This is a genomic window from Streptomyces sp. NBC_00203, assembly GCF_045206325.1.
Lineage (GTDB): Bacteria > Actinomycetota > Actinomycetes > Streptomycetales > Streptomycetaceae > Streptomyces > Streptomyces lutosisoli.
Map to the genome: position 1 here is coordinate 3,463,164 of NZ_CP108126.1, position 25,307 is coordinate 3,488,470.

The 25,307-nt window shown below is 69.9% G+C and carries 30 protein-coding genes; 16 read left to right on the forward strand and 14 right to left on the reverse strand.

Annotation, left to right across the window (positions count from 1 at the left end):
• The first annotated feature begins 87 nt into the window (after nt 1–87).
• Nucleotides 88–1,560, forward strand: a complete 1,473-nt coding sequence (locus OG975_RS15660) for an MFS transporter (RefSeq protein WP_406329780.1) — start codon at nt 88–90, stop codon at nt 1,558–1,560.
• Between the two features lie 69 nt (nt 1,561–1,629).
• On the opposite strand, the gene OG975_RS15665 is transcribed toward OG975_RS15660, so the two are convergent.
• On the reverse strand, nt 1,630–2,550 hold the full coding sequence (locus OG975_RS15665) for a helix-turn-helix transcriptional regulator (protein WP_406329781.1): 921 nt from the start codon (nt 2,548–2,550) through the stop codon (nt 1,630–1,632).
• Between the two features lie 101 nt (nt 2,551–2,651).
• On the opposite strand from OG975_RS15665, the gene OG975_RS15670 reads away from it, so the two are divergent.
• On the forward strand, nt 2,652–4,082 hold the full coding sequence (locus tag OG975_RS15670) for an MFS transporter (protein WP_406329782.1): 1,431 nt from the start codon (nt 2,652–2,654) through the stop codon (nt 4,080–4,082).
• 62 nt (nt 4,083–4,144) lie between these two features.
• Here OG975_RS15670 and OG975_RS15675 read toward each other — a convergent pair whose 3' ends face one another.
• Nucleotides 4,145–4,876, reverse strand: a complete 732-nt coding sequence (locus OG975_RS15675) for a transporter substrate-binding domain-containing protein (RefSeq protein WP_406329783.1) — start codon at nt 4,874–4,876, stop codon at nt 4,145–4,147.
• Nucleotides 4,877–5,017: 141 nt separating this feature from the next.
• On the opposite strand from OG975_RS15675, the gene OG975_RS15680 reads away from it, so the two are divergent.
• A complete protein-coding gene (locus tag OG975_RS15680; protein ID WP_406329784.1) occupies nt 5,018–5,224 on the forward strand; it encodes a hypothetical protein in 207 nt (68 codons plus the stop codon).
• Between the two features lie 58 nt (nt 5,225–5,282).
• Here OG975_RS15680 and OG975_RS15685 read toward each other — a convergent pair whose 3' ends face one another.
• Together OG975_RS15685 and OG975_RS15690 are read right to left on the reverse strand one after the other, a co-directional pair.
• Nucleotides 5,283–5,873: a TetR family transcriptional regulator gene (locus tag OG975_RS15685; RefSeq protein ID WP_406329785.1), complete on the reverse strand. Its 591-nt coding sequence runs from the start codon at nt 5,871–5,873 to the stop codon at nt 5,283–5,285.
• 26 nt (nt 5,874–5,899) lie between these two features.
• Nucleotides 5,900–6,910: an aldo/keto reductase gene (locus tag OG975_RS15690; protein ID WP_406329786.1), complete on the reverse strand. Its 1,011-nt coding sequence runs from the start codon at nt 6,908–6,910 to the stop codon at nt 5,900–5,902.
• A 194-nt stretch (nt 6,911–7,104) separates the two neighbouring features.
• Here OG975_RS15690 and OG975_RS15695 point away from each other — a divergent pair, with 194 nt between their 5' ends.
• Nucleotides 7,105–8,157, forward strand: a complete 1,053-nt coding sequence (locus OG975_RS15695; RefSeq protein ID WP_406329787.1) for a chitinase — start codon at nt 7,105–7,107, stop codon at nt 8,155–8,157.
• Nucleotides 8,158–8,290: 133 nt separating this feature from the next.
• Here the strand turns inward: OG975_RS15695 and OG975_RS15700 are convergent, their stop codons facing one another.
• Nucleotides 8,291–9,673, reverse strand: a complete 1,383-nt coding sequence (locus OG975_RS15700) for a glycine--tRNA ligase (RefSeq protein ID WP_330304446.1) — start codon at nt 9,671–9,673, stop codon at nt 8,291–8,293.
• A gap of 186 nt (nt 9,674–9,859) precedes the next feature.
• Here OG975_RS15700 and OG975_RS15705 point away from each other — a divergent pair, with 186 nt between their 5' ends.
• The 4 genes from OG975_RS15705 to OG975_RS15720 all read left to right on the forward strand — a co-directional run bounded on the left by OG975_RS15705 (nt 9,860) and on the right by OG975_RS15720 (nt 13,031).
• Complete coding sequence (locus tag OG975_RS15705) at nt 9,860–10,822, forward strand: metal ABC transporter solute-binding protein, Zn/Mn family (protein ID WP_406329788.1); 963 nt, start codon at nt 9,860–9,862, stop codon at nt 10,820–10,822.
• A 31-nt stretch (nt 10,823–10,853) separates the two neighbouring features.
• Nucleotides 10,854–11,633, forward strand: a complete 780-nt coding sequence (locus OG975_RS15710; RefSeq protein WP_406329789.1) for a metal ABC transporter ATP-binding protein — start codon at nt 10,854–10,856, stop codon at nt 11,631–11,633.
• Between the two features lie 16 nt (nt 11,634–11,649).
• The gene (locus OG975_RS15715; protein ID WP_406329790.1) at nt 11,650–12,552 is read left to right on the forward strand and encodes a metal ABC transporter permease; all 903 of its coding nucleotides are present in this window, start codon (nt 11,650–11,652) and stop codon (nt 12,550–12,552) included.
• Nucleotides 12,553–12,614: 62 nt separating this feature from the next.
• Complete coding sequence (locus OG975_RS15720; protein WP_330304450.1) at nt 12,615–13,031, forward strand: transcriptional repressor; 417 nt, start codon at nt 12,615–12,617, stop codon at nt 13,029–13,031.
• A 4-nt stretch (nt 13,032–13,035) separates the two neighbouring features.
• On the opposite strand, the gene OG975_RS15725 is transcribed toward OG975_RS15720, so the two are convergent.
• From OG975_RS15725 to OG975_RS15745, 5 genes are all read right to left on the reverse strand, one after another.
• Nucleotides 13,036–13,584: a YcxB family protein gene (locus OG975_RS15725; protein WP_406329791.1), complete on the reverse strand. Its 549-nt coding sequence runs from the start codon at nt 13,582–13,584 to the stop codon at nt 13,036–13,038.
• Between the two features lie 75 nt (nt 13,585–13,659).
• Nucleotides 13,660–14,505, reverse strand: coding sequence for an isoprenyl transferase (locus tag OG975_RS15730; protein ID WP_406329792.1), 846 nt, complete (start codon nt 14,503–14,505; stop codon nt 13,660–13,662).
• An 80-nt stretch (nt 14,506–14,585) separates the two neighbouring features.
• On the reverse strand, nt 14,586–15,332 hold the full coding sequence (recO, locus tag OG975_RS15735) for a DNA repair protein RecO (protein WP_327428575.1): 747 nt from the start codon (nt 15,330–15,332) through the stop codon (nt 14,586–14,588).
• 66 nt (nt 15,333–15,398) lie between these two features.
• Nucleotides 15,399–15,614 carry a hypothetical protein gene (locus OG975_RS15740; protein ID WP_381260784.1) on the reverse strand — a complete coding sequence of 72 codons (216 nt, stop codon included), beginning with the start codon at nt 15,612–15,614 and terminating at the stop codon, nt 15,399–15,401.
• Entirely contained in the window at nt 15,611–15,838 is a 228-nt protein-coding gene (locus tag OG975_RS15745; RefSeq protein ID WP_406329794.1) for a hypothetical protein, read from the reverse strand. The genes OG975_RS15740 and OG975_RS15745 overlap by 4 nt, the downstream gene beginning before the upstream one ends.
• 116 nt (nt 15,839–15,954) lie before the next feature.
• On the opposite strand from OG975_RS15745, the gene OG975_RS15750 reads away from it, so the two are divergent.
• Nucleotides 15,955–16,788, forward strand: a complete 834-nt coding sequence (locus OG975_RS15750; protein WP_406329795.1) for a helix-turn-helix domain-containing protein — start codon at nt 15,955–15,957, stop codon at nt 16,786–16,788.
• Nucleotides 16,770–17,042 (forward strand): DUF397 domain-containing protein, encoded by a 273-nt coding sequence (locus OG975_RS15755; protein ID WP_406329796.1) that lies wholly within the window; start codon nt 16,770–16,772, stop codon nt 17,040–17,042. Before OG975_RS15750 ends, OG975_RS15755 begins: the two co-directional genes overlap by 19 nt.
• Nucleotides 17,043–17,057: 15 nt before the next feature.
• Here OG975_RS15755 and OG975_RS15760 read toward each other — a convergent pair whose 3' ends face one another.
• Both OG975_RS15760 and OG975_RS15765 read right to left on the reverse strand, forming a co-directional pair.
• The gene (locus tag OG975_RS15760) at nt 17,058–17,750 is read right to left on the reverse strand and encodes a Fic family protein (RefSeq protein ID WP_406329798.1); all 693 of its coding nucleotides are present in this window, start codon (nt 17,748–17,750) and stop codon (nt 17,058–17,060) included.
• Nucleotides 17,740–18,513 (reverse strand): hypothetical protein, encoded by a 774-nt coding sequence (locus tag OG975_RS15765; RefSeq protein ID WP_406329800.1) that lies wholly within the window; start codon nt 18,511–18,513, stop codon nt 17,740–17,742. The genes OG975_RS15760 and OG975_RS15765 overlap by 11 nt, the downstream gene beginning before the upstream one ends.
• A 74-nt stretch (nt 18,514–18,587) precedes the next feature.
• Between OG975_RS15765 and OG975_RS15770 the strand changes: the two genes are divergently transcribed.
• Genes OG975_RS15770 through OG975_RS15780 form a run of 3 tightly spaced genes read left to right on the forward strand, consistent with a single transcriptional unit; the run spans nt 18,588 to nt 20,916 of the window.
• On the forward strand, nt 18,588–18,992 hold the full coding sequence (locus OG975_RS15770; RefSeq protein WP_406329801.1) for a GntR family transcriptional regulator: 405 nt from the start codon (nt 18,588–18,590) through the stop codon (nt 18,990–18,992).
• A complete protein-coding gene (locus tag OG975_RS15775; protein ID WP_406329803.1) occupies nt 18,989–19,879 on the forward strand; it encodes an ABC transporter ATP-binding protein in 891 nt (296 codons plus the stop codon). The genes OG975_RS15770 and OG975_RS15775 overlap by 4 nt, the downstream gene beginning before the upstream one ends.
• Nucleotides 19,876–20,916, forward strand: coding sequence for an ABC transporter permease subunit (locus OG975_RS15780; RefSeq protein ID WP_406329805.1), 1,041 nt, complete (start codon nt 19,876–19,878; stop codon nt 20,914–20,916). The genes OG975_RS15775 and OG975_RS15780 overlap by 4 nt, the downstream gene beginning before the upstream one ends.
• Before the next feature lie 3 nt (nt 20,917–20,919).
• On the opposite strand, the gene OG975_RS15785 is transcribed toward OG975_RS15780, so the two are convergent.
• Both OG975_RS15785 and OG975_RS15790 read right to left on the reverse strand, forming a co-directional pair.
• A complete protein-coding gene (locus tag OG975_RS15785) occupies nt 20,920–21,630 on the reverse strand; it encodes a response regulator (protein WP_406329807.1) in 711 nt (236 codons plus the stop codon).
• Nucleotides 21,630–22,853 carry a sensor histidine kinase gene (locus OG975_RS15790; protein WP_406329808.1) on the reverse strand — a complete coding sequence of 408 codons (1,224 nt, stop codon included), beginning with the start codon at nt 22,851–22,853 and terminating at the stop codon, nt 21,630–21,632. Before OG975_RS15790 ends, OG975_RS15785 begins: the two co-directional genes overlap by 1 nt.
• A gap of 133 nt (nt 22,854–22,986) precedes the next feature.
• On the opposite strand from OG975_RS15790, the gene OG975_RS15795 reads away from it, so the two are divergent.
• The 3 genes from OG975_RS15795 (at nt 22,987) to OG975_RS15805 (ending at nt 25,301) form a co-directional block, all read left to right on the forward strand.
• Nucleotides 22,987–23,901, forward strand: coding sequence for an ABC transporter ATP-binding protein (locus OG975_RS15795; protein WP_406329809.1), 915 nt, complete (start codon nt 22,987–22,989; stop codon nt 23,899–23,901).
• Complete coding sequence (locus tag OG975_RS15800; protein WP_406329810.1) at nt 23,898–24,728, forward strand: ABC transporter permease; 831 nt, start codon at nt 23,898–23,900, stop codon at nt 24,726–24,728. The genes OG975_RS15795 and OG975_RS15800 overlap by 4 nt, the downstream gene beginning before the upstream one ends.
• Before the next feature lie 63 nt (nt 24,729–24,791).
• Nucleotides 24,792–25,301 carry a tetratricopeptide repeat protein gene (locus tag OG975_RS15805; RefSeq protein ID WP_406329811.1) on the forward strand — a complete coding sequence of 170 codons (510 nt, stop codon included), beginning with the start codon at nt 24,792–24,794 and terminating at the stop codon, nt 25,299–25,301.
• Nucleotides 25,302–25,307 lie beyond the last annotated feature (6 nt).

Here is a 25,307-nt window from a genome sequence, read left to right on the forward strand (position 1 = left end):
GTCGCGTACGGCGACGAGTGCTCGTACGAGAGATCATGTAGCGGTCATTAGTTAGACACACTATTGAAGTCGGCGTACGCTGGCGGGATGCCGGAACTCAGCCACCGCCACCGCATGCTGGTGCTCGCGATCTGCTGCCTGAGCCTGCTGATCGTGAGCCTCGACGTCACTGTTCTGAACGTCGCCCTGCCCTCGATGCAGCAGGAACTGCACGCGAGCGTCGCGGGCATGCAGTGGACGATCGACGCGTACACACTGGTCCTCGCCTCGCTGCTGATGCTCGCGGGCTCGACCGCCGACCGCATCGGCCGCCGCAAGGTCTTCATGGCGGGCCTGGTCGTCTTCACGATCGGCTCGGTGCTGTGCTCCCTCGCCCCGAACCTCGACTTGCTCATCGTCTTCCGCATGGTGCAGGCGGTCGGCGGTTCGATGCTGAACCCGGTGGCGATGTCGATCATCACCAACACCTTCACCGACCCCCGCGAGCGCGCCCGTGCGATCGGGGTCTGGGGCGGTGTGGTCGGCATATCCATGGCCGCCGGACCCCTGGTCGGCGGCCTGCTCGTGGACTCGGTCGGCTGGCGCTCGATCTTCTGGCTCAACCTCCCGGTGGGCCTCGCCGCACTCCTGCTGACCTGGCACTATGTCCCCGAGTCCCGCGCCCCCAAGGCCCGCCGCCCCGACCCGGTCGGCCAGCTCCTGGTCATCGCGCTGCTCGGCTCACTGACGTACGCAATCATCGAGGCGCCCAGCTCCAGCGCCCTCAAGACCCTCACCTTCGGCGCGATCGCCGTCGCCGCGCTGCTCGGTCTGCTGCGGTACGAGCCCCGGCGCGCCGAACCCCTCATCGACCTGCGTTTCTTCCGCTCGGCGCCGTTCAGCGGAGCCACGGTCATCGCCGTCAGCGCGTTCGCCGCGCTCAGCGGCTTCCTCTTCCTCTCGACGCTCTATCTGCAGAACGTACGCGGCCTGAACGCACTGCACGCGGGCCTGTGGATGCTGCCGATGGCAGCCATGTGCTTCGTGTGCGCGCCGGTGTCGGGACGGCTGGTCGGCAGCCGGGGGCCGCGTGTGCCGTTGCTGGTCGCCGGGGTCGCGATGACCGCGAGCGGGGTGCTGTTCGCCGCGTTCGAGGGCGAGACGTCGGACGTCACGCTCGTCATCGGCTACGTCCTCTTCGGCCTCGGCTTCGGCTTCGTGAACGCCCCCATCACCAATACCGCCGTCTCCGGGATGCCTCGCTCCCAGGCGGGCGTCGCCGCCGCGGTCGCCTCGACCAGCCGGCAGATCGGCGGCACGTTGGGCGTTGCCGTGATCGGGGCGGCGCTGGCGTCCGGCATTCAGGCGTCGGCGTACGAGGACACGTTCGTGTCGGCCGCCCGGCCCGGGTGGTGGATCATCGCGGGGTGCGGGCTTGCGGTGCTTGTGCTGGGGGCGCTGACCAGTGGGCGCTGGGCGCGTGGCACGGCTGAGCGGACTGCTCGGCAGCTTGAGCCCTCCGGGGAACGGGATGTTGTGGGCGTACGGCCAGAGGCGGGGGCCGGGGCCGGGGCGACGTAGAGCTCGGCGAGGAAGGCAGGTTGTCGGCTGCCTGCCGTACGTGGCTGAGCGCGCAGTTCCCCGCGCCCCTTACGGGGCTTCTGCCGCCAGGGCGATCTCGTGCAGCTTCTCCAACCGTTCGCGGCTCTCCTCGTCCGTGGGGGCGTACGTCACCATGCGGGCGCCCATGTCGGGGGCGAGCCACAGGTCGGTGTGGTCGACGGTGATGAGGCCCACGTAGGGGTTCACGAACTGCTTGGTCTTGCTGCGGGCGCCGACCACCTCGTACCGGTCCCAGATCTCGCGGAATTCCGCCGACTCCGTCTTCAGCCGCTTGACCAGCATCTTCCAGGCGGGCTCACCGAGGTGACCGGCCATCGCGGCGCGCAGTCTGGCGGCCATGAGACGCATGGTCTCGTCGAGGAACACGATCGACTTGCGCCACTCCGCGTTGGTGTAGGCGAGGATCAAGAGGTTGCGGTCCTCGGGCGGTACGGAGTTGAGGTCGCTCATCATCAGCCGGGCGTACGTGCGGTTGTACGCCAGGATGTCGTAGCGGCTGTTCTGGATGCAGGCCGGGACCGGCTCCAGCTGGGTCAGCATCTGGCGCAGGGCCGGGGTGAGGGTCGGGCACTTCGCGGCGGGTGTGGGGTCGACGGCGCCGGCCAGCCGGAAGAGATGGTCGCGCTCACTGGAGTCGAGCAGCAGGGTGCGGGCCAGGGCGTCGAGGACCTGTTCGGAGACCTGGATGTCGCGGGCCTGTTCGAGCCAGGTGTACCAGGTGACGCCGACGGCGGAGAGCTGCGCGACCTCCTCGCGGCGCAGGCCCGGGGTGCGCCGGCGGCGGCCGCGGGGCAGTCCGACCTGCTCGGGCGGGATGCGCTCGCGCCGGTTGCGCAGGAAGGCGGCGAGCTCGTGACGCCGGATCTCGCTGCCGCGCGGGGCGGCGGTGCCGTGCGGTTGCGGCTCCACCAGCTGAGGAAGGGTGGTCTCCTGCGCCATCGTCGTCATGCCTCCAGCCTGCCGTTCGCCGGAACCTGTTTCCAGGTACTGCTTCTACCAGGATAAGGAGACTCTGGTACCAGTCTGAGGGCCGGAGAATCCTGGTGGTCGTGACCGAAACCGGAACCCTCACAACCTCAGTCCGCTCCCCCGTCGCACCACCCTCGCTCGGCGGCCTCGGGCTCTTCACCGTGCTGCTCGGTGCGGCACTGCCCCTCATCGACTTCTTCATCGTCAACGTAGCCCTGCCGACCATCGGCCGTGACCTGAACGCGAGCGAGGCCGTCCTCGAACTCGTCGTCGCCGGCTACGGAGTCGCGTACGCCGTCCTGCTCGTCCTGGGCGGACGCCTCGGCGACCTCTTCGGCCGGCGCCAGTTCTTCCTCGGCGGCATGGCGGCCTTCGGCCTCACCTCGCTGGCGTGCGGGCTCGCGCCCACCGCATGGACGCTGGTGGCGGCGCGCGTCGCGCAGGGCGCGGCGTCCGCGGCGATGCTGCCGCAGGTCCTCGCCACCATCCAGTCGGCGACCTCGGGCCCGCGCCGCGCGAAGGCCATGGGCCTGTACGGGGCCACGGCCGGCCTGTCCATGGTGGCCGGGCAGATCCTCGGCGGCGTCCTGGTCGCCGCCGACATCGCGGGCACCGGCTGGCGCTCGGTGTTCCTTGTGAACGTGCCCGTCGTGATCCTCGGCCTGATCCTCGCCGCACGCGCCGTCCCCGAGACGCGCTCGCAGCACCCCGAGCCGATCGACGCCCCCGGCACGGTACTGCTCGCCGTAACCCTGCTGGCACTCCTGGTCCCGCTCACGGAGGGCAGGGCGGCGGGCTGGCCGCTGTGGACCTGGCTGTCGCTCGCCGTGTTCCCCCTCGCGGCGGCGGCGTTCTACTTCGTCGAGCGCCGGGAGGACCGCCGCGGCCGTACGCCCCTGGTCCCGCCGAGCCTGTTCGCGCTCACGTCCCTGCGCCGGGGACTGGTGATGATCGTGCCGTTCTCGATCGGCTTCAGCGGGTTCATGTTCGTGATCGCGGTGGCGTTGCAGCGCGGTGCGGGCCTCGGCCCAGTAGCCGCGGGCCTGGCCCTGGCCCCCATGGCGGTCGTGTTCTTCGTCGTCTCCCTCTGCGGCCCCCGGCTGGTCGCCCGCTACGGCACCCGTGTCGTCACCGTGGGAGGCCTGATCCAGGCGGTCGGCGTGGCCCTCCTGGTGCTGGCGGCCTTGCGCTCCTGGCCGGACCTGGGTGTGTGGGAGCTGCTGCCCGGCGCGGCGGTCGCGGGCGCCGGTCAGGCCCTCCAGCTCCCCGTCATCTTCCGGATCATCCTCTCCGAGATCCCGCCCGCCCGGGCCGGCGTCGGCGGCGGCGTGATGGTCACCACCCAGCAGTCGGCCCTCGCCCTCGGCGTAGCCACCCTGGGCTCCCTCTTCCTCGCCCTCGTCCCGGGCCACGGCATGCAGGACGCCCTCGTGACCACGCTGTTGGTGCAGCTGGCGGGCGTGGCGCTGACCACGGCGCTGAGCTTGCGGCTGCCTCGGACGATCAGCTGACGGTCAGTTGACGATCGTTTGAGGCGAACTCGGCCGCCATGCCCCCTCGTAGGACCGGCCCGTCACGCGAGTGGGGCGAGCGGGGCGGCCAGCGTCTCCGACTGGCCCGCGCGCCGGAGGGCGTCCGTGACGAAGCCGTTCGCCTTCAACTCCTCGACGAGGTCCCGGAGGAAGCGGACGGTCTCGGGACGGCGGGTGGTGGTCGTGCCGACCGCCTGGCGGATCTGCATGAACCGGTCCTCGATCAGCCGGAGTTCGGGGTGGAGCGCGACGAACTCGGTCATCGGCTGCCTGATGCCGGCCCCGGCCTCCAGGCCCTCCGCTCGGAACACGTCGACCCCTTCGCCGCCACGTACGACGCTCGCGTGCCGCAGCGTGCGGGACAGGAAGAGGTCGTAGGCGGACCCGTGCTTCACACCGATCCGTACGCCGGGGCGGTCCACGTCCGCGACGGTGATGAGGTCCGAGTCGCGGGGGACGGCGTACACGCCCTCGATCACGACGTACGGCGCCGTGAAGGCGACCTCGGCCTCGCGGGCGGGCTCGACGGCCAGGAAGCAGATGTCGGCCCGGCCCTCCGCCATCGCCTCGTACGACTTGCGCGCGGCGTCGAAGCAGACGAGTTCGACCGGCAGCTCCAGCCGCGCACCGATCTCGCGTGCGAGGTCGACGGTGATGCCGGCCGGGGCCGCCGGAGTGCCCTGCGCGAGCACCGGATTGCCCAGGTTGATCGAGGCCCGCAGGGTGCCGTGCGGTGCGAGGTCCTTGGCCGTGGCGGCGGTTCCGGTTGTCATGGGGCGGAGTTTAGGCACACCTTGCCCCCTCATGACCGCGACCGGGCCCACACCTAACTCATCGCCGAAGAGCCCCCGTTGATCTTCGCCATGCTGCACACTCCTTGCTGCGCAAGCGAAGCGGTAACACCTGGAGGTGTCATGCTGCAGATCAACACGAGCAAGGTAAGCCGCTGGGACCAGCACGGCCGCGAGCACGTCGTGCATGTACAACGAGCGGGCGTCCAGCGCACGATCAGATGCGACACCTGCGGCTGGCGCAAGGGCGCGCAGTTCCTGCCGTGGCTGAAGGCGGAGGAACACCTGGCGGAGGTGCATCAGGCGACGGTGGATCCGACGGAGGCCTAGAGGGGCGGGTCTGGAGGGACCTACGGGGTGTTGTGGACCGGCGGGCGGGTCCCGCGCGTCAGGCCCGCAGGCCGCGCACCAGCAGGTCCACGACCGCGTCGAACTCCGCCTCGATGCCCGGCTGTTCCCACTCCCGGGCGTAGCACGGGTCGTGGAAGCGGCCAGTGGCGTCGAAGAGTGCGCGGGCCGTGACGGCGGGGGCCGCCGAGGCGAACACCCCGCGCTCGACGCCGTTCTCGATGATCGTGGTGAGCTGGCCGGTCAGGTCGGTGATGTGCCGGTCCACGACCGCGCTGATCTCACCGATCAGCACCATGTACGTGGCGAAGAGCTGCGGATCTTCGCCCGCCTTGTGCCGCTTGGCCGCGAACAGCGCCGCGCACCACGCGCGCAGCCGGGACTCGGGGTCCCGCTCCTCGTCGGCGACGATGCCGGACAAGGCCTCGGACGTGCGGTCCAGCCACCGCTCGGTGACCGCCTCCCGCAGCGCCGCCTTCGTACGGAAGTGGCGGTAGACGCTGCCGTGGCTGACGCCGAGCGCGCGGGCCACGTCCACCACGGTGGCCTTGGCGGGGCCGTGGCGGCGCAGCACGTCCTCGGTGGCGGCGAGGATGCGCTCGGCGGTCAGTGCTTCGGTGGTCTGTGCCATGCCAAAGACCGTACCTTCCGGTACCGTCAGCGCTCGCTGTCGAGGTGTGCCATCTGGGCCGTCGGGTAACGGTCGCCCGCGGCGGCGTCCGCCGGCACCGCCGCCTCGATGGCGGCCAGGTCGCCGAGGTCCAGCGTCACGTCCAGCGCCCCCAGCGCCTCCGTCAGCCGGACGCGGCTGCGCGCACCGACGAGCGGCACGATGTCCTCGCCCCGTGACAGCACCCAGGCGATCGCGATCTGGGCGACGCTGACGCCCTTCTGCTCGGCGATCTTCCGCAGCGCCTCGACGAGCGTGAGGTTGTGCTGGAGGTTCTCGCCCTGGAAGCGGGGGCTCATGGCCCGGAAGTCGTTCGCGGCGAGCTGCCGGTCGGCCGTGAAGTGGCCCGAGATCAGCCCGCGGGACAGCACGCCGTACGCCGTGATGCCGATGCCCAGCTCCCGCGTCGCCGGCAGGATCGCCTCCTCGATGCCGCGCGAGATGAGCGAGTACTCGATCTGGAGGTCCGCGATGGGCGCGGTCGCGGCGGCCCGGCGGATCGTGTCCGCACCGACCTCGCTCAGGCCGATGTGCCGTACGTGCCCGGCCTCCACCAGCTCGGCGATCGCACCGACCGTCTCCTCGATCGGTACGCCGGGGTCGACCCGCGCGATCCGGTACACGTCGATGTGGTCCACGCCGAGCCGCTGGAGCGAGTACGCGGCGAAGTTCTTCACCGCGGCCGGGCGGCCGTCGTACCCCGACCAGCCCCCGTCCGGGTCGCGCAGTGCACCGAACTTGACGCTGGTCAGCGCCTGCTCGCGACGCGCCGCCGGGGCCGCCCGCAGGGCCTCGCCGATCAGCATCTCGTTGTGACCCATGGCGTAGAAGTCGCCGGTGTCGAGGAGCGTGACGCCCGCTTCCAGGGCAGCGTGGATGGTGGCAATGGACTCGGCGCGGTCGGCGTCGCCGTACAGCGCGGACATGCCCATACAGCCGAGGCCGAGGGCGGAGACCTGGGGGCCGGTGGTTCCGAGGGTTCGCGTGTGTGTCGTCATGCGACCACTATGACATGACAGATGACAGATTTCAATATCTGTCATCTGTCATGTGTCATTTGTCAGCCGCCGCCCGCCGTCTCACCCTGCGGGGCCTTTTGGTCCAGACCTATTGACGAAAGGTCTGGACCGCGAGCACTGTCATGCCTACGACACCTACGACACCTCACCGCACCCCCACCGGGAGGCCTCGCATGATCCGTCGCAACCTGCGCCTGCTCGCCCTCGCGCTGACGGCAACCGTCCTCGCCCCACTGTCGATCGCCACCGCCTCCACCGCGTCCGCGGCAGACACCTGCGCGGTGAAGTCCCGCCCGTCGGGCAAGGTGCTCCAGGGCTACTGGGAGAACTGGGACGGCTCGTCCAACGGCGTTCACCCGCCCTTCGGGTGGACCCCGATCACCGACTCGCGTATCGCCGCGCACGGCTACAACGTGGTCAACGCGGCGTTCCCGGTCATCCGCTCCGACGGCACCGCGCTGTGGGAGGACGGGATGGACACGGGCGTGAAGGTCGCGACGCCGGCGGAGATGTGCGCGGCCAAGGCGTCGGGGCAGACGATCCTGTTGTCCATCGGCGGGGCGGCGGCCGGGATCGATCTCAGCTCGTCCACGGTCGCCGACCGTTTCGTCGCGACGATCGTGCCCATCCTGAAGAAGTACAACTTCGACGGGATCGACATCGACATCGAGACGGGCCTCGTCGGCAGCGGCAGCATCGGCCAGCTCTCCACCTCGCAGGCCAACTTGGTCCGCATCATCGATGGCGTGCTGTCCCAGATGCCGTCGAACTTCGGGCTGACCATGGCGCCGGAGACCGCGTACGTCACGGGCGGCAGCGTCGCGTACGGCTCGATCTGGGGCGCGTATCTGCCGATCGTCAAGAAGTACGCGGACAACGGGCGCCTGTGGTGGCTGAACATGCAGTACTACAACGGCAGCATGTACGGCTGCTCCGGCGACTCGTACTCCGCGGGCACCGTCCAGGGCTTCACCGCGCAGACCGACTGCCTGAACAAGGGGCTGGTCGTCCAGGGCACCACCATCAAGGTGCCGTACGACAAGCAGGTCCCCGGCCTCCCCGCCCAGTCGGGCGCCGGCGGCGGCTATATGTCACCGAGCCTCGTCTCCCAGGCGTGGAAGCACTACGGCACCAGCCTCAAGGGCCTGATGACCTGGTCGATCAACTGGGACGGCTCGAAGAGCTGGACGTTCGGCGACAACGTCAAGGCGCTTCAGGGGCGTTGAGCGGTACCAGCACCGGCGGAACACCGGAACACCGCGCCACCGGAACACCTGAACACCTGAACGCGGGAAGCCCCCGGCACCCAAGAGAGGATGCCGGGGGCTTCCCGAAAAGCCTGACGAGCGAGGTGCGAGGTCAGCAGCCGATCAGACGCGAGGCGAGGTAGCCCTCGATCTGGTCGAGCGAGACGCGCTCCTGCTTCATCGTGTCGCGCTCGCGCACGGTGACCGCGTTGTCGTCGAGCGTGTCGAAGTCGACGGTGACGCAGAACGGGGTGCCGATCTCGTCCTGGCGACGGTAGCGGCGGCCGATGGCGCCGGCGTCGTCGAACTCGATGTTCCAGTGCTGGCGGAGCGCCGTGGCGAGGCCCTTGGCCTTCGGGGAGAGCTCGGGGTTCCTCGACAGGGGAAGAACGGCGACCTTGACCGGCGCCAGGCGCGGGTCGAGGCGCAGCACCGTGCGCTTCTCCATCTTGCCCTTGGCGTTCGGGGCCTCGTCCTCGACGTAGGCGTCCAGCAGGAACGCCAGCATCGCGCGGCCGACACCGGCGGCGGGCTCGATGACGTACGGAGTCCAGCGCTCGCCGGCCTCCTGGTCGAAGTAGGAGAGGTCCTGGCCGGAGGCCTTGGAGTGCGCGCCGAGGTCGTAGTCCGTGCGGTTGGCGACGCCCTCCAGCTCACCCCACTCGTTGCCGCCGAACTGGAAGCGGTACTCGATGTCGGCGGTGCGCTTGGAGTAGTGGGAGAGCTTCTCCTGCGGGTGCTCGAACCAGCGCATGTTCTCTTCGCGCAGACCGAGGCCGGTGTACCAGTTCCAGCGCTCCTGCATCCAGTACTCCTGCCACTTCTCGTCCTCGCCCGGCTTGACGAAGAACTCCATCTCCATCTGCTCGAACTCGCGGGTGCGGAAGATGAAGTTGCCGGGCGTGATCTCGTTGCGGAAGGACTTGCCCATCTGGGCGATACCGAACGGCGGCTTGCGGCGCGAAGTGGTCTGCACCTGGGCGAAGTTGGTGAAGATGCCCTGCGCGGTCTCGGGGCGCAGGTAGGCGACGGAGCCGCTGTCCTGCGTGGGGCCGAGGTGGGTGGAGAGCAGGCCCGAGAACTGCTTGGGCTCGGTGAAGGTGCCCTTGTTGCCACAGTTGGGGCAGTTGAGGTCCGTGAGGCCGGTCTCCGGGGGGCGGCCGTGCTTGGCCTCGTACGCCTCCTCCAGGTGGTCGGCGCGGTAGCGCTTGTGACAGGAGGTGCACTCGGTGAGCGGGTCGGTGAAGGTCGCGACGTGGCCGGAGGCGACCCAGACCTCGGTGGCCAGGATCACGGAGGAGTCGATACCGACGACGTCCTCACGGGAGGTGACCATGTAGCGCCACCACTGGCGCTTGAGGTTCTCCTTGAGCTCGACGCCGAGCGGCCCGTAGTCCCAGGCGGCGCGCTGTCCGCCGTAGATCTCACTACAGGGGAAAACGAAGCCACGGCGCTTGCTCAGGTTGACGATGGTGTCGATCTTGTCGGCGGCCACGATGCTCTCTTCAGTACGAACGGACGGCGCGAATGCTTCAGGTTACCGGCGCCGCCCACCCCTGTATCAAATCGGTTCACTGAGCGGGCCCGGACCGGGTCGCTTGCTCCCGCTTGCTGCCGCTTACCGAGGCCTTACCCAAGGGCTTGTTGACAATCGTTTCCAGATTTGTTGAAAATGACTGTCATGAACGTACAGCGACGCCTCATATCCGCGACCGCCGTGGCCGCAGCCACCCTGCTCGGTCTCGGCACCCTTTCCGCCTGCTCGGGCTCCGCCGCGGCCGACGGCAAGAGCAGCGGGAAGCTCGACGTGGTGGCGTCGTTCTACCCCATGGAGTACCTCGCCGAGCAGATCGGCGGGACGCATGTGAGCGTCACGAACCTGACCCAGCCCGGTCAGGAGCCGCACGACCTGGAGATCAGCGCCAAGCAGACCGCGCAGCTCCAGGAGGCGGACGCCGTTCTCTACCTCAAGAACCTCCAGCCGGCCGTCGACGACGCCGTGGCGCAGTCCGAGGTCAAGGAAAAGATCGACGCCGCGTCGCTGACCACACTGGAGAAGCACGGCAACGAGGTCGGCGGGCACGCCGCCGAGCACGACGACACCGCGGGCGAGGAGACCGGCGCCACCGACCCGCACATCTGGCTCGACCCGGTGAAGTACGCCGAGGTCGCCAAGGGCGTCGGTGCCGCCTTCGAGAAGGCCGACCCGGACAACGCGGCCACGTACAAGAAGAACACCGAAGCGCTGGTCAAGAAGCTGGACGCGCTCAACACCCAGTACAAGGACGGGCTGGCGGACACCAAGACCAAGGTCTTCATCACCACCCACGCCGCCTTCGGCTACCTGGCCGAGCGCTACGGCCTGACCGAGGAGGCCATCAACGGCCTGGACCCGGAGTCGGAGCCCAGCGCGAACCGCGTCCAGGCGCTTGAGAAGATGGCCAAGGCCGACGGCGTCACGACGGTGTTCTACGAGACGCTCGTGAGCGACAAGACGGCCAAGACCATCGCCGGTGACGCGAACCTGAAGACGGACGTCCTCGACCCGATCGAGGGCATCACCGAGAAGTCCAAGGGCAACGACTACCTGCAGGTCATGGAGTCGAACCTGAAGGCGCTGCAGACGGCTCTCGGCGCCAAGTGAGCCAAGTGAGCCAAGTGATCAGCTGGTCAGCATGGAGGACCTCGTGAGCGAGCCCGTGATATCCCTGCGCGGCGTGACCGCCGAGCTGGGCTCGCGCCCGGTCCTGCGCGGCATCGACCTCACCGTGCACCGCGGTGAGGTCGTCGCGCTGCTCGGCGCCAACGGCTCCGGCAAGTCGACGGCCATTCGCAGCGTCATCGGCCAAGTCCCGGTCAGCGGCGGCGAGATCGAGATCTTCGGCACCCCGCGCCGCCGTTTCCGGGACTGGAAGCGTGTGGGGTACGTCCCGCAGCGCACCACCGCCGCGGGCGGCGTGCCCGCGACGGTGACCGAGATCGTGGCCTCCGGCCGGCTCTCCCGCGCCCGCTTCGGCGTGCTGCGCAAGGCCGACCACGAGGCGGTCAGGAAGGCCCTCGAACTCGTCGGCATGGCGGACCGCGCGAAGGACTCCGTCAACGCCCTCTCCGGCGGCCAGCACCAGCGCGTCCTCATCGCCCGCGCCCTCGCCTCCGAACCCGAGCTGCTGATCATGGACGAGCCGATGGCCGGCGTCGACCTGGCCAGCCAGGAAGTCCTGGCGGCGACGCTGCGCGAGCAGGTCGCCCAGGGCACCTCCGTCCTCCTCGTCCTGCACGAGCTGGGCCCCCTGGAGCCGCTGATCGACCGCGCGGTCGTCCTGCGCGACGGCTGCGTCCTGCACGACGGCCCGCCCCCGCGGGCGGTCGGCCAGCACGCGCTGCCCGGCCACGACCACGTACACCCGCACGCGGCTCACGACGCCGAACCGATCCGGACGGGACTGCTGAGCTGATGGGACCGCAGAGCTGATGGACTTCCTCGACTACGCCTTCATGCAGCGGGCCCTGCTCGCCGCCGTCCTGGTGGGCATCACCGCGCCCGCCGTCGGCATCTATCTCGTCCAGCGCCGCCAGGCCCTGATGGGCGACGGCATCGGCCACGTGGCGATGACCGGCGTCGGCCTCGGCTTCCTGCTGTCCACCAACCCCGTGTGGATGGCGACGGCCGTCTCCGTCCTCGGCGCCGTGATCATGGAGCTGATCCGCTGGTACGGCAAGACGCGCGGCGACATCGCCCTCGCCATGCTCTTCTACGGCGGTATGGCGGGCGGCGTGATGTTCATCAACCTCGCGCCGACAGGCTCGAACGCCAACCTGACCTCGTACCTCTTCGGCTCGCTGTCCACGGTCTCCGAGTCCGACGTGACGGCGATCTGCGTGCTCGCGGCCTTCGTGGTCCTGGTCACCATGGGGCTGCGCCGCCAGCTGTTCGCGGTCAGCCAGGACGAGGAGTTCGCGCGGGTGACGGGCCTGCCGGTGCGCGCCCTGAACCTGCTCACGGCGGTCACGGCGGCGGTCACGGTGACGGTGGCGATGCGGGTCGTGGGTCTGCTTCTGGTCAGCGCGCTGATGGTGGTCCCCGTGGCCGCGGCGCAGCAGCTCAGCCGAAGCTTCGCGGCGACCTTCGCGATCGCGGTGGCCATCGGCGTGAGCGTGACGATCGGCGGCACCGTGACGTCGTACTACCAGGACGTGCCGCCCGGCGCGACGATCGTGCTGCTGACCATCGGCGCGTTCATCGCCCTGACGGTGCTGGCGACGCCGCTGGCCCGCCGCCGGGCCCGGGCGCTGGCCGCCGCGCAGGCCGCCGGGGACCCGGCAGAGTGCGCGATTCCGGCCAGCCGGGGCCAGGAGAGGAAAGTCGGCGTCTGACCACCCACAGCCCGGGCTGGCACAATGGCCGGGCAAGGGCAGACGCACGCGAGGAGGCAACGGTGACAACCGCTGGATCGCCCGTTCGGGGCCGTTCCACCCGGCAGCGCACCGCCGTGGCGGCGGCGCTCGACGAGGTCGACGAGTTCCGCAGTGCGCAGGAGCTCCACGACATGCTCAAGCACAAGGGCGACTCCGTCGGGCTCACCACGGTGTACCGCACGCTGCAGTCCCTCGCCGACGCCGGCGAGGTCGACGTGCTGCGCACCTCCGACGGCGAGTCCGTCTACCGCCGCTGCTCCACCGGCGAGCACCACCACCACCTCGTCTGCCGCGTCTGCGGCAAGGCCGTCGAGGTCGAGGGCCCGGCCGTCGAGAAGTGGGCGGAGGCCATCGCCTCCGAGCACGGCTATGTGAACGTGGCACACACGGTGGAGATCTTCGGCACGTGCGCGGAGTGCGCGGCGGCGAAGGGCTGACGGATCACACGCGGGTCAGGTTGCGGTCCAGGAGCGTCCGCAACCGATCCACGTCCGCGGGGGCGGCCAGGGCACGCTTGGGCAGCATGGTGAAGGCGACGGCGTTCTTGTCGGGGCTGAGCATGACGAAGACGTCCGCCGTCTCCCGGTAGCGGGGCTGCGCGGACCAGTTGACCGACGCCGTGGTGTTGTCGCTGATCACCGTCACCCCGGTGTCCGTCACGGTCACGCGGAAGGTGCCCAGGCGCTCCGCGAAGCGGTGGAACTGGCGTGCCTGGAGCCACGGCGTGAGCAGGATCAGGATGCCGTAGACGAATATCCCGATGTACAGCGGGAACGGCGCCGCCTTACCTCCGGACATCTGGACCGCGATCTGCAGGGCGAGCAGGACGGCGAAGCAGCCAAGAATCCAGAACTGCCTTCGGCTCGCCCGGCTGACGCCTCGGCGCGCTCGCAGCGCCGACGCGAAGTCCCCGACGGTCGGCCGGTACTCCAGCCCGACCGCGTCCGCCCCCCGCAACTCCTGCTGCCCCGCACCCTGGTCCTCGACCACGGCCCCTCCCCAGTTCTGTGGTGATGAGCCGTGATCGTAGCGGCAGGGTCCGACAGCGCCGCTCGGGGCTCGGGACTACGAACCGTCGCCCTGCATGGCCCGCTCCATCGCGAGCAGTTGCTCGTTGGGGACGGCACCGCCGAAGCGCCGGTCGCGCTGCGCGTACTCGACGCAGGCGCGCCACAGGTCGCGGCGGTCGAAGTCCGGCCACAGCACGTTCTGGAAGACCATCTCGGCGTACGCGCTCTGCCAGAGCAGGTAGTTGGAGGTGCGCTGCTCACCGCTCGGCCGCAGGAACAGGTCCACGTCCGGCATGTCCGGGTAGTAGAGGTACTTCGCGAAGGTCTTCTCGTTGACCTTCGACGGGGCGAGCCGACCCGCCTTCACGTCCTCCGCCAGGGCCAGCGCCGCGTCGGCGATCTCGGCGCGGCCGCCGTAGTTCATGCAGAAGTACAGCGTGAGCCGGTCGTTGCCCTTGGTCTGTTCCTGGGCGATCTGGAGTTCCTTGGCCACCGACTTCCACAGCTTGGGCATCCGGCCCACCCAGCGGACCCGGATGCCGAGTTCGTCAAGTTGGTCGCGGGTCTTGCGGATGAAGTCGCGGTTGAAGTTCATCAGGAAGCGCACCTCGTCGGGCGAGCGCTTCCAGTTCTCGGTGGAGAAGGCGTACAGCGAGATGGCGCCGACCCCCATCTCGATCGCGCCCTGCAGCACGTCGAGGACGCGCTCGGCACCGACTTTGTGTCCCTCGGTGCGCGGCAGCCCGCGGTCCTTGGCCCAGCGCCCGTTCCCGTCCATGACGATCGCCACGTGGTTCGGGATCAGCTCGCCGGGGAGCTTCGGCGCGCGGGCACCGGACGGGTGCGGTTCCGGCGTCTTGTACTCGCGGCGCTGGCGTCCCAGGATCCCGCGTACGACCATGTGCTTCTCGTCTCCTCGGTTCTCTTACGTCTCGGTTCTCTGACGTCTCGGTTCTCTGACGTCTATTTCTCTACGTACCGCTATTTCTCTACGTACCGCAGGGAGCGCAGCCCGCGCTCCAGATGCCAGTGCAGGTAGGCCGACACCAGCCCGCTGCCCTCCCTGACGTGCCGCGGCTCGCACGCGTCCGCGGTCTCCCAGTCTCCCGTCAGCAGCGCGCCGAGCAGTTCGAGGGCCTGCGCCGAGGGTACGACGCTGCCGGGCACCCGGCAGTCGACGCAGACGGAACCTCCCGCCGCGACCGAGAAGAACCGATTCGGTCCGGGCATCCCGCACTTCGCGCAGGCGCTGAAACTGGGTGCGTAGCCGTTCACGGCGAGGGAGCGCAGCAGGAAGGCGTCGAGGATGAGATGCGGCTCGTGCTCACCCTGGGCGAGGGTGCGGAGCCCGCCGACCAGCAGCAGATACTGCTGCACGGCGGGCTCCCCCTCGTGATCGGTGAACCGCTCGGCGGTCTCCAGCATGGCGGTACCGGCCGTGTACTTGGCGTAATCGGTCACGATCCCGCCACCGTACGGAGCGATCGTCTCGCTCTGCGTGCACAGCGGCAGCCCGCGCCCGATCAGCTCACTCCCCCGCGCGAAGAACTGCACGTCCACGTGCGAGAAGGGCTCCAGCCGCGCCCCGAACTTGGACTTGGTCCGCCGGACACCGCGGGCTACGGCCCGTACGCGTCCGTGACCGCGCGTGAGCAGCGTGATGATCCGGTCCGCCTCACCCAGCTTCTGGGTGCGCAGCACGATGCCGTCGTCGCGGAACAGACTCATGCCGTCCATTCTCGCCTACGGCGGTGGCGCCCCGGCCCGGATGGGCGGCTTTGGGCCGGGCCCCCTTCAAGGCACCTCGCCACGACTGCGTGCGTTGGCGTACGCGGTCGCCGCGCTGAGCCGTTCCGCCGCCGTGGCCCGCCGGACGGCGCCCGGCTCGCAGTCCCACTCCTTGCCACCGCCGAGCGGTCTCAGCTGTACGTACGGTCCCTCGTGTCCCATGACCATGCCCACCTTCCCTGTACGAGTGTCGACGGCGTACGAGCCGATCGGCAGCTTCACCGCAGGACCGCCACGAGCCGGGCGGCGACCTCGACGGAACAGCCGCCCAATTCGACGAGCGGACAGGGGGCCTCGCGCGCCAAACTCGCCGGGTCGATCCGCAGTGACGGCAACGTAATTCCGGCGTGGGCGAGCGCCGCCCGCAATTCCTTCACGATTTCCTCCGCCTCCTCGACGCAGTGCGCCGAGTGTCGTCCCCCGAGTGGTACCTGTACTTCCTTCACCGTGCTCCCCTTTCCCTTTGGGTTTCACGCTTTGCATCTCCAGCGTGACGCTCTGCACCTACACTCGGCAGGAGTCTGTCCTCTACAAGTGCGGCGCAGCGTAAGGGGGTTGGCCTGTGGCCAACGGTTCGCGGCAGGCGGCATGGGAGTTCTTCGGCACCGAGCTGAAACGGAGACGGGAGGACGCCGGTTTCACTCAGGTCGAGTTAGGGGCGCGGGTTTTCGTCTCCGGGGGCTACATCGGACAGTTCGAACAGGCCATTCGGAAACCCCAGTTGGATGTGGCACAACGGATCGATCAGCTCCTACAAAGCGGAGGCTTTTTCGAGCGGATGTGGCGCAAGCTGATCGATGACAAGCGGTACGCGGATTATTTCGCGGAGGTGGTGGAGCTTGAGCGGCTCGCCACGCAGATCTGCGAGTTCGCGCCCACGCTGGTACCGGGCCTGTTGCAGACAGCCCCCTACGCACGTGCGGTGACGCTCGCGGCCAACCCGTTCGTCACGGACGAGTACGTGGAGGAAAAGGTGACCGCCCGACTGGAGCGGGCCCGCATCCTCGGCGACGCTACAAGGCCCGTGTATTGGGTGGTGCTGCACGAGAACGCGCTGCGGATTCCGGTGGGCGGGGCGGCGGCAATGGCTGAGCAGTTGGACCACATCGCGGGGTTGGTGCGGAAGCGCGTGGCGGTGGTGCAGGTGGTTCCGTATGCGGCGGGGGCTCACGCTTCCATGGGCGGGATGCTCACGCTTATGGAGTTCGACGACGCGCCGCCAACTGCCTATACAGAGACGTCGTTTTCGGGAACCCTCGTCGACGACCCGGCAGTGGTGAAGCGTGCACAGCACGCATACGATCTGCTCAGGGCCGCCGCACTGTCGCCGGAGGCGTCCCTGGCCCTGATCGAATCGGCGGCTGAGGACTTCAGACGATGCGTGAGTACGACCTGAGCAACGCCCACTGGCGCAAGAGCAGTTACAGCAACGGCGAGGGCGGCAGCTGCGTCGAGGTCGCGTACGACTTCGTGGGCGCCGCCCGCTGGCGCAAGAGCAGTTACAGCAACCAAGAGGGCGGCGACTGCGTCGAAGTAGCCGACGGAGTCCCCGGCATCGTCCCTGTCCGTGACAGCAAGGTCCAGGCCGGCCCCGTACTCCTAATCAGCCCTGCCGCCTGGGCGGAGTTCATCGGCGCCGTAGGGGAGTAACCCCTCCCCCTGTTCTCAAGTGACCGTCGGGACCGCCCGCTTCTTGGCCCGAGCACCCCGCCTGTACGTCGCGCGGATCAGGACTCTGACCAGCACCGCGAGGTCGGCGGCACCGGCGGGGTCGTCCGCGTAGCGCGTGGTCTGCAAGGGGCCGACCTGGTCCAGCCGTACTCCCTCCAGGTCGAGGACGTACGCGAGGGTCAGCAGCGCCAGGCGGGCGTTGCCGTCGGGGAACGGGTGGAAGAAGGCGACGTCGAGGTAGGCCCTGGCCGCGCGGGCGGCGACGGGGACCTCGGGGTCGGCGCTCTGGCGCAGGCAGGCGGCGAAGTCCTGCCGGGTGTGCGGGGTGAGCGCATAGCGTTCGCGGCCGCCTTTGGCGAAGGCGTCGCCCTGGCGGAACCGCACATCGGGCACGCCCAGGGCCAGCCGCTGCCAGCTCGCCATCAGGTCGATGGTGAGAGGTCGCTTCCGGGCGGCATCGGCACGGGACCGTGCCACCGCCGCGAGAAGCCTGTCGGCGCGAGCGGCGTCCCGGGCGCGCACCGTCTCGTCGAACCAGGTGGCGAGCCCGTCCACCGTCGCCCGTACAGGGGACGGAGTCTCCCCCCGCACGGCAAACGAAGCAGCCCAGTCGACCTGCTCCCTGACCTCGCACCAGACGGCCAGCGAGTCGACAGCCTCAGCAGTCCCAGCAGCCTCAGTGATCACGGTACGGCCGCCGTCCCGTCAATCCCACCGCGAGATCCTCGCCCACCGTATCGACCAGGACCAGGGACGGTTTCGTCCAGCTCTTGAACCGGCCGCCGATCGCGGCGTCGACCGCGCGTTCCGCGTCCTCCGGCTCCATGCCCGTGGAAGCGAGGAACCACTTCAGCACCGTACGACAGAGCCCGTACCAGCCGCATTCGGCGCCCGTGCGGTCCACGACGAGGGTCACCAGGCGGGTCGCCGCGCGTTCCAGGTGCCAGCTGCGGTCCTCGGGGTCCGCGTCGGCGGGCGGTGCCAGGAGCGCGAACTTCTCGGCCAACTCCTCCAGCCAGTCGCGCCATTCGAGCAGCGAGGCGACGACCTTGGAGGCCGTCGCCTCCGGTTCGCCCACCGAGTGGGACACACAGCACCAGCTGGCGACGACCCCGCCGCCACCGCCCTCGCCGATCGCCCAGCGCCACCCGAAGACCCACCGGCCATAGCGGTCCATCAGGAGCCGGGTCGCGGCATCGGTGAAGCGATACCCCGCCTCCCATCCGACCTCGGAACGGGGACCCGGCACCATCGCGGCGATCAGCGCGACGAGCTCCGCTTCCTCCTCCCCGTCGTCGTTCCACACGAAGGGATTCCGTACGGGGTCCATCTCGGACCAGGGCGACTGCCGGGCCCTGCCTATCTCTTCATCGATGGCCGTGGTGTTCCTCCAGAACCGGTCGCTGCGGGACAACTGGCCGATCGTGCCGCACGGGTGAGGCGTTGTCATGCGAAATACCGTGCCGCTCCCGGACCTTGACACGGCATCAGACCAGAGTTCTAAAGTACTAGGTAACTAGATATATGGAGGAACTGGTGATCGAGTTTCACCTGGAGGACCGGTCGGGGGTGTCGCCGTACATGCAGCTGGTTCGCCAGGTGCGGCAGGCGTTGCGGCTGGGGCTGATGCGGGAGGGGGATCAGTTGCCGACGGTCAAGGAAGTGGTGGCACGGCTGGCGATCAACCCGAACACCGTGCTGAAGGCGTACCGGGAGCTGGAGCACGAAGGGCTGGTGGCGGCGCGGCCGGGGGTGGGGACCTTCGTGACGGCGACGCTCGCCGACAGCTCGCTCGCCGCGCACGGGCCGCTGCGTCAGGACCTGCGGCGCTGGCTGGCCAAGGCCCGCAGGGCCGGTCTCGACGACGAGAGCATCGAGGCGCTGTTCATGACCACCTTTCGGACCGCCGCTCAGGAGGACATAGCGTGACGACCATCCTGAAGGCCCAGGGACTGGGCAAGAGGTACGGGCGGCGGTGGGCACTCACGGACTGCACGCTCGACATACCGGCCGGGCACGTCGTCGGGCTGGTCGGCCCCAACGGGGCGGGAAAGACAACGCTGTTGAAGCTGGCCTGTGGTCAGCTCGCACCGACGGCGGGCAGCATCGAGGTGCTCGGCGGTGTTCCCGGGTCCAGCACGGCGCAGCTCGCCAGGGTCGGGTTCGTCGCCCAGAACACCCCCACCTACGCCGGGCTGACCATCGCCGACCATCTGAAACTGGGCGCCAAGCTGAACCCCGGGTGGGACGACACCCTGGCGCGGGAGCGGATCGCCCGGCTGCGCCTCGATCCCGCTCAGCGGGCGGGCAAGCTCTCGGGCGGTCAGCGCGCCCAGCTCGCCCTCACTCTCGGCGTCGCCAAGCGGCCCGAGCTGCTGATCCTCGACGAGCCGGTCGCCGCGCTCGACCCGCTCGCCCGGCGTGAGTTCCTGCAAGGGCTGATGGAGGCCGCCGCCGAGCAGGAACTGAGCGTGGTGCTCTCCTCCCATCTGGTCTCCGACCTGGAACGGGCCTGCGACTACCTGATCGTGCTCGTCGACTCACGGGTCCGGGTGGCCGGAGAGGTCGACGAGCTGCTGGCCACCCACCACCGGCTCACCGGCCCGCGCCGCGACCCCGCCCGGCTCCCCGCCGACCAGCAGGTCATCACCGCCAGCCACACCGACCGGCAGACCACCCTTCTCGTCCGCACCGATGCCCCGATCCACGACCCGTCCTGGACGGTCAGCAAGATCGGCCTCGAAGACCTCGTCCTGGCCTATATGCACGAGCCCGCCGACACCGGCCACCGCCCCGTACTGGAGGTCCAGCGATGACCTGGCTGACCTGGCGTCAGTTCCGTGCCGCCGCCGCGATGATGGGCGCCGCGCTCGTCGTGCTCGCCGCCGCCCTGGCCGTCACCGGCCCGGGTGTCGCCGACGACTACTCGACCGGGATCGCCGCCTGCACCGCCCAGACCGGCGGCTGCGCAACCTTCCTCGACCGGTTCTTCCAGCAGCATCAGACCGGCTTCCTCGCGGTCACCGCCGTCACACTGCTTCTGCCCGCCGTCATCGGGCTCTTCTGGGGCGCGCCGCTGATCACCCGCGAACTGGAGTCCGACACCCACCAGTTGGTGTGGAACCAGAGCATCACCCGCACCCGCTGGCTGACCGCGAAGCTCACCCTCACCGGCCTGGCCGCCATGATCGCCGCCGGGCTGGGCACTCTGGCGGTGACCTGGTGGTCCGGCCCCATCGACAAGGCCGCCACGGTCGGCGACTTCCCGCGGCTGGGGCCGGTGGTGTTCGACGCCCGCGGCATCGTCCCCATCGGATACGCGGCCTTCGCCTTCACCCTCGGCGTGGTCGTCGGCATGCTCGTCCGCCGCACCCTGCCCGCCATGGCCATCACCCTGGCCGTCTTCCTCGCCCTCCAGATCGCGATGCCGCTGCTGGTCCGGCCGCACCTGTTCACCCCCAGCCATGCGACCGTCAAGATCAGTTCCGCGAACGTGGACGGCCTGTCGATCCGTCGTAAGGGCGGGCCGATCACGCTGACCATGTTGTCGAAGGCGCCCGACAAGGGTGCCTGGGTCCTGTCCAGCCGGCTCATCGACGCGAAGGGCCGCACGGTGCACGGCAGCCTCCCCCTGTCCTCGGCCAGCGGCCCGTGCGCACCGAGCGGGTCCCCCACCGACGGGGCCAAGGCGTGCTTCGCCGAGATCAACCGCCTCGGCTACCGGCAAGAGGTGACCTACCACTCCTCCAAGCGCTTCTGGGACTTCCAGTGGGCCGAGACCGGCATCTACCTCGGACTGACGGCGGGCCTGGCCGGGGGCTGCTTCTGGTGGATCCGCCGCCGCCAGATCTGACCGTCACCCATTCCTGGGGGCGCTCCCGGGGGCACGCCCGGTGGCACTCCTGGGGGCACGGTGGGGGGACACCAGCCCCGCCTCGTACGCGATGATCACCAGCTGCACCCGGTCCCGCGCGTCCAGCTTCGACAGCAGCCGGGTGAGATACGTCTTCGCCGTGGCCACACTGATGAAGAGCTCTTCGGCTATCTCGGTGTTGGACAGCCCCGTGCCGACGAGCGTCAGCACCTCGCGTTCGCGGTCCGTGATCGCGGTCAACTCCCGTCTGCCACACGGCTTTTCGAGGCGGGCAGCGGTGAAGTCCTGGATCAGGCGGCGGGTGACGCCGGGGGCGATCAGCGCGTCGCCCGCCGCCACGACGCGTATCGCCCCCAGAATGTCGTCCAGCGCCATGTCCTTGACCAGGAAACCGGACGCGCCCGCGCGCAGCGCCCCGTACACGTAATCGTCGTCGTCGAAGGTGGTGAGGACGACGATCCTCGTGTCGCCGCCGCTCTCGGTGATCCGGCGGGTCGCCTCGATGCCGTCCATGCCCGGCATGCGGATGTCCATCACCACCACATCGGGGGCGAGTTGCCCGGCGAGGGCCACGGCCTCCTCGCCGTTCGCGGCCTCGCCGACCACCTCCACGTCCTCGATGTCGGCGATGACCATCCGCAGGGCCGTACGGATGAGCTGCTGGTCGTCGGCCAGGACCACGCGGATCGTCATCACGCGGCCGCCGCGGCCGTCGCCGGGACGGGGAGGCGGGCCGTCACCCGGAAGCCGCCCTCGGGGCGCGGCCCGGCCGTGAACTCGCCGTGCAGCAAGGTCACTCGCTCGCGCATGCCGATGAGGCCGAAGCCGGTGTCCGTGGACGTTCCCCGGCCGCGGCCGGAGTCGGTGATGTCGACGGCGATGTCCTCGTCCCCGTAATCGACGGTCACCCGGCAGGTGGCGGTGCCCGCGTGCCGTACGACGTTGGTGATCGACTCCTGGACGATGCGGAACGCGGACAGGTCGATGTCCGACGGGAGTTGGCGCCGCTCGCCCCGCCAGCGGACGTCCACGCGCACCCCCGCGGCGGTCGTCGCGGCGGCCAGCCGGTCGAGGTCGGCGAGCCCCTCGGCGGGACGCAACTGGGCGGCCTCCGGGACATGGGCCGCCCGGCCCTGGTCCGCCTGCCGCAGCGCCACCAGCATGCGCCGCAGCCCCGCGAGGGTCTCCCGGCCCGCCGTCTCCACCGCCGTCATCGCCTCGCGCGCGGCGTCCGGCTGGGTGTGCACGACGCGGGCCGCCGCGCCCGCCTGGAGGGCGATGATGCCGATGCTGTGGGCGACCATGTCGTGCATCTCCCGGGCGATACGCAGGCGTTCGTCGATGACGGCCTGACCGGCGGCCTGGACGCGCAGCTTCTCGGCGTACGCGCGGGTACGGTGGGAGGCGTCGCCCAGCAGCCAGGCGACGACGGCCGTCAGCGCGACGGCGAGCTCGTCCGACACGCCTATGCCCCAGCCTCGCAGCAGCCGTACGGTCAGCCAGGCCGCCAGGACGCCGAGCGCCATGGAGAGCGCGGTGACGCCCGTACGGCGCGAGTGGGTGGCGGCGATGAAATACAGGGCGACGTCGACCGCGAGGAACTGCGGCAGCTGGATCGCCCCCACCGCCAGGTTCGTGGTCGCGAATCCGGCGGCCGTGAGCAGCAGGGCGAGGGCGGTCAGCGGCCGGCGCGAGAGCAGCCGGCTGCCCGCCAGCGCCAGCGCGGTGGCCAGCGCGAGGATCACGAGGCCGTCCCACCGGTAGAACTGGACGGCGACCTGATACTGGGCCGCCTCCTCGCCGGGCAGCCTGATGCGCGCGAGGAACGTGAACACGGCGGTCGCACACCAGGTCAGGGCCACCCAGGCACCGGGCGGCACGCGCTTGAGCAGGGGAATCGGCGGCGTGACATGCATGCGCCGATCGTAGGCTCGCGCCCCTGGCACGGCATCGGCCCGCGGATGTACACCCCGGGTCGACACCCGCTCCCGGGGATTGTCCGCGCCGGGCCGATGTCCCGGGCCGGGCGTCGGCGAGACGGTGTTGGGCGTGATCGAAGTCAACGAACTCACCAAGCGCTATGGACCCACCACGGCGGTCCGGAACCTCTCCTTCGACGTGCGCCCGGGGCATGTCACCGGGTTCCTCGGCCCGAACGGCGCGGGCAAGACAACGACCCTGCGCATACTCCTCGGCCTGATCGCCCCAACCTCCGGGACCGCCACCATCGACGGCCGCCCCTTCCGGGACCTGCCGCGCGGGCTGCGCCATGTCGGCGCGCTGCTCGACGCCGGTGATGTGCACGGCGGCCGCAGCGCGCGAGCCCATCTGTCGGCCCTCGCCCGCAGCAACCGGATCCCGTACGGCCGGGTGGAGGAGGTGCTGGAGGAGGTGGGGCTGTCCGGCCCGGCGGCCCGGCGTCGTGTCGACGGCTTCTCCCTCGGTATGAAGCAACGCCTCGGGATCGCGACGGCGTTGCTCGGCGATCCACCGGTGCTGATGTTCGACGAACCGCTCAACGGCCTGGACCCGGAAGGCGTGTTGTGGGTACGCGGCCTGTTCCGGCGACTGGCCGCCGAGGGCCGTACGGTCTTCGTCTCCAGCCACCTGATGTCCGAAATGGAGAACACCGCAGACCAGTTGATCGTCATCGGACGGGGTGAGCTGATCGCCGCGGAGAGCGTGGCGGAGTTCGCGGCGCGCGGCACGAAGCTCACCGTGACCGTACGCACGCCGGACTCCGACCGGCTCACGGCCGTGCTGTCCGCCGAGGGCGCCGCCGTGGCGCCGTACGACGACCGCACCCTGAAGGTGACGGCGCTGAGCGCGGCGCGCATCGGCGAACTCGCCTTCCAGCACCGCATCCTGCTCGAAGAACTGACCCCGCAGGCGGCCTCGCTGGAGGCGGCCTTCATGGAACTGACCGCCGACAGCGCCGAATTCCTCGCCGGAGACGCCCGATGACGACCAGCACTCTTCCCGTCCCCCGCTTCACCGACCTCCTGGCCGCCGAGTGGATCAAGTTGCGATCCCTGCGCTCGACGTACTGGGCGCTCGGCGCCGGCGCGCTGGCGGTCATCGCGTTCAACGCGAACGCGGCACGCGTGGACGCGGCCGACTTCTCGCGCTTCAACGGCCAAATGCGCAACCAGACGGTCAAGTTCGCCCTGCGCGACGCCTTCACCGACGGTTCGGCGATGATCCTGATCCTCGCGGTCGCGAGCATCGGCGCGATCACGATCGTCGGCGAGTACGCGACGGGCCTGGTCCGCACGACGTTCGCGGCGGTTCCGGACCGCCGCGCCCTGATGGCGGCGAAGGTGACCCTGGTGACCGCGGTCATGACGGTCTACGGCGCCCTCGTCGCGGGCGCCTCCTTCGCCGCAACCCAGGCCATCCTCGACACCCGGGACGCCGGCGTCTCCCTCTCCCACCCCGGCGCCCTCCGCGTCGTCGCGGCCTCCGCGCTCCTCGCCCCGGTCTGCGCCCTCGCGGGCATGGCCCTGGGCGCCGTGATCCGCCACAGCGCCACGACGATGGTCGCCGCCACCGCCGTGCTCCTCCTGATCCCCAGCTTCATCACCGACCGCTACCGGTGGACGGCCGCGGTGAGGCACGCCCAGCCCGTCAACGCCTGGAACCGACTGGCCGACATCGCCTACGGCAAGGACCCCTTCACCCTGATACCGCGCCACCAGGCCACAGTCACCGGCGCCTGGCTCACCTTCGCCGCGTGGGCGGCGGTCGCGGCGGTCGTCGCCGTCGTGACGGTGGACCGCCGGGACGTCTGACCCGTACCCCGTGCGCCGTCAACAGCTTGTGGACGCAGGTGCGTTGTGCCAGCGTGCTGCCGCATGAGCGATGTTCAGGACCGGGATACGGCACTGGCCCGGGCGGTCGGCCTACGCGAGCACGACGCGGCAGCCGAGGCCCGTCCACTGTTGCTGGCCCTGGCCGACCGGCACCCGGCGGACGCCGAGATCGCGTACCAGACGGCCTGGGTCCACGACGTCCTCGGCCTGGAGGCGGAGGCGGTCCCGTTCTACGAACGAGCCCTGGCCGTCGAGGGATTGACGTCCGAGGACCGCCACGGCGCGTTCCTGGGCCTGGGCAGCACTTACCGCGTCCTGGGCCGCTACGAGGAGGCGGTGACGTGTCTGCGCCGGGGGCTGGAGGAGTTCCCCGGGGACCCTGCCCTGCGCGCCTTCCTGGCTATGGCTCTGTACAACGTCGGCGAGGCCCGGGAGGCCGTACGGACCCTGCTGGAGGTCGTGGCAGCCACCAGCGCCGACAGCCGCGTACAGGGGTATCGGCGGGCGATCGAGCATTATGCGGGGGATCTGGACGCGGTGGAGGGTGGCTAGGCGGCT